Genomic DNA, 3,291 nt, shown 5'->3' with positions numbered 1-3,291 from the left:
CGACTTCGACGTCTTGATGCGACATGCCCGGACTCCGTTCCGAGATGACAAAGGAACTTGTGTGACAACAATGCCTTACGTCATCACAACATTTCCATCAAGACGTCTTTTGATACAACACTAAAAAAGTTAACGGCGTTGTGAGTCACCCGGGGCAAACTCGGCAGTCTCAAGAACGCATCCCTGAGCGCGCCCATCGCTGGGCCACCCTGCGGAACAAGATACATGGCTGACCGGTCGCTAATTCGATGTCCCGGCTGCAACGCCATCGTTGCTGCAACACGAGCTGCTTGCCCCGGATGTGGTCGATGCTTGAACTGCGGCCGTAAACGCTCCACAAGAATCGACCAATGTCCGACGTGCGACATCCCGTACTGTGACTGCTGCGGTCGCTGTCCCGAATGCGCTGAATTGAGATACTCCGATATTGGCACTTGTGAATGCGGTCACCCAGACGACCAATCAGCACTCCAATCACTTGTTCGCTACAACGCCATCGTCGGTGCGGAAAAGGCACCAACACCTGCTGGTTGCATTCTCACGATGATTGTCTTCGTTGCCCTCATCATTTGTGCGATCGTTGGATTGATGATTTGGTTCCGGTGACAACCTATTGAAGTGTTCGGTCGAAGAGTAGACGTAATAAGAAGCAGACCCATCTTTGACTGAGGAATGATTTTCTACCAGAAATCGATTAGGGCGGAACTGGACCATTTGCAGGTGGGAATGAACTCGATACTTGGGGTGAGTGGGTGTTCCAAAAATTAGAATTCCCCTTCGAGTGGTGGAGTTGCATCGCTCTCGCAATTTGTCCCACCTTACGTCGTTCCTGATGCTCAGAATTCTTTGATTGCCGGCTGGGGCGTTCGACGCAACATCTTGATTCACCGCAACTTCGCTCTTTGTTCTTGACAACTGCTTTCGACTTTTACAGGATTTTCATAGTACTACTAAGAACAGGTGATGCAGGAAAAATTCTGTCTCGATCATTTTCGCCTGCCAAGATGCTCAGCTTCCAATCCATCATGATTTGCGCAAACCGTCGATCATCCTGATCTCATCGAACAAAACACTTGGCTTTGAGAGGAGTTCATTTTGGCCCGTCACGATATTCATTGCCGCTTCTTTTCTCAGGAAGACCTCCTCGCCGCTGGATGTTTGGATATTGAGATGGCGATGGACGCTGCTCAAAACTCGCTTTCCGCCTTTGACCAAGGCGATGTTTTGTTCCCCGAGAAGATTGTCCAAATCTTCAACGACGAAACGCAGGAGCGGATTAACTGCCTGCCAGCGACGTTCAAGAGCAAGGCGATCTGTGGCATGAAGTGGGTTTCAGTCTTCCCGCCGAACCCCGTCACACATGGCCTTCAGAACCTGTCCGCTGTGATCATCCTGTCTGAGATCGAGCATGGGTTTCCGATTGCCTTTATGGAGGGCACACTTTGCTCCAATGTTCGAGTTGGAAGTATGGGAGCTCTGGCGGCCAGATATCTCGCCCGCCCGGACTCAGAATCGATCGGGTTTATCGGTGCTGGCGAGCAGGCGAAAATGCATTTGATTGCGATGAAGACTGCCATTCCTTCGCTTCAACGATGTTGCGTCGCGGCAAAACTGCCTGAGGAAGAACTCCAGTTCATCAAGGAAATGTCTGCGATCATTCCAGACATGAAAATCGTAGGCGCGAATTCAGATCTGCAGCGGGCCGCGAGCGATGCGGACATCATCGTGACAGCTACAAGTGCCCAAGCCCCTTTACTCAAGGCTCAATGGATGAAGCCTGGGGCCTTCTATGGCCATGTGGGCGGCTGGGAGGACGAATACGCTGTCGCTCACCAGTGCGACAAGATCGTTTGTGACGACTGGGAGACCGTGAAGCATCGGACCCAAACGCTTAGCCGGATGTACAAGGACGGCGTGCTGACGGATGCAGACATTCATGCTGATATCGTGGAACTGGTGAATGGCTCCAAGCCAGGCCGGGAACGTGATGACGAGAGAGTCTATTTTAACGCAGTCGGTCTGGCGTACGTCGACGTGGGGATCGCGATCGCAATGTATCAAAGAGCGGACGAAGCCGGGTTAGGGCATGACTTACAGATTCAGCACGAGATGATATTCGAGCATGCAAAACTCAAGGATTGGGTTCGATTCAATTAGATTCCGCGAGCGTAGATGAATTGGCGGAACGAATTGTCTTCCTGCGCGACAGGAGAGACCTTTCAATTGTGCGATTAGTAAGTTCGGTGTCTGACTGGGCATCTCGAAGCGGCGAACCAGGGCACGCACCGGAGTGGTGGTGGCCAGCGTGTTTTGAAATCAAAGTGAATTCCCGCCACCCGGTGATGGCGGAAGTTCGCCCCAAGACCTGTACCAATCTATGAACCGTGTTAAGGCCACATCAATCATCCTGGCTGAGGCGTTCGCAGAGAACGGATTGGTCATGCTGGTGCATCAAGGTGACGATCCCGGTTTTCAGCGCATGGACACGCTGATTTCGGCGGTCAACTTCTTGGCTGACGACCTCCGGCGAGTGGATACACTGAACCGAATGCTGGTTTCAGCGTTGTTTGCGCTCGGTACGCAGGTTCCCGAAGACTTACGAAGAGGCCTTTCACCGATTGCTGACTCGCGGTGCTCTCTGTTTCGCCAATCCGTAGACTTGCACATCGCCGTTACCAGGTTGATCGAAAATTGGGAGAACTGGCCGAGCCAAGAAAACATAGTGATATATAAACTTCAAGAACCATCTGCTGCCGATCTTTCAGGGCCATCGGGCGATGAAGAGTTCGAAGGATACCACGTTGGTGACATCACATATTGTATCGTTTGTCAAACCGAAGACTTTTTTCCCGTAAAGGTTGTAAGACTTGGTTTCAACGTCATTGAGGTCGAGGCCCACTCCACAGATATCTGCCGGGATGTTTGTGAGATGTTTCTCGAAGAAAGACTGAACCGCTGCTTCCAATCTCCAACCCTTCCGTCGGTGGCTCGGTTCGGCGGCTTCGATGAGCGGCCAGTTAACACTGCTCGGCGATCTGGGCCGGAGTTACGCCTGTTGCCGTATCACTATAGAACTACGACGGTCAAAGTGATTTGCCAACATCACAAAAATGATCCGGAAAGTTGGCCTTTGCCCACTGGCACTGTATTTGAACGCTGGTTTAAGTAAGCGCATGGTGAACTACGGGGTGTTGGCTTTGGTTTCGCGTTCTTGTTTTCTTCTTTCGGCGATGTTCCAGCGGTGTTGGGGGTGCGTTGCCAGCCAGTGGTTGGGGAGTAACGATTCGACAT

General features: G+C 51.8%; 2 protein-coding genes. Both read left to right on the top strand.

Features of this window, described 5'->3' with window-relative positions:
- Window positions 1-1,095: 1,095 nt before the first annotated feature.
- Window positions 1,096-2,157: an ornithine cyclodeaminase family protein gene (locus KOR42_RS25945; protein ID WP_197441622.1), complete on the top strand. Its 1,062-nt coding sequence runs from the start codon at window positions 1,096-1,098 to the stop codon at window positions 2,155-2,157.
- A 220-nt stretch (window positions 2,158-2,377) separates the two neighbouring features.
- Complete coding sequence (locus KOR42_RS25940; protein WP_146512703.1) at window positions 2,378-3,169, top strand: hypothetical protein; 792 nt, start codon at window positions 2,378-2,380, stop codon at window positions 3,167-3,169.
- Window positions 3,170-3,291 lie beyond the last annotated feature (122 nt).

Source organism: Thalassoglobus neptunius (genome assembly GCF_007859735.1).
Lineage (GTDB): Bacteria > Planctomycetota > Planctomycetia > Planctomycetales > Planctomycetaceae > Thalassoglobus > Thalassoglobus neptunius.
Note: the sequence above shows the minus strand (reverse complement) of the source record. Positions and strands in the feature narration are given on the sequence as shown.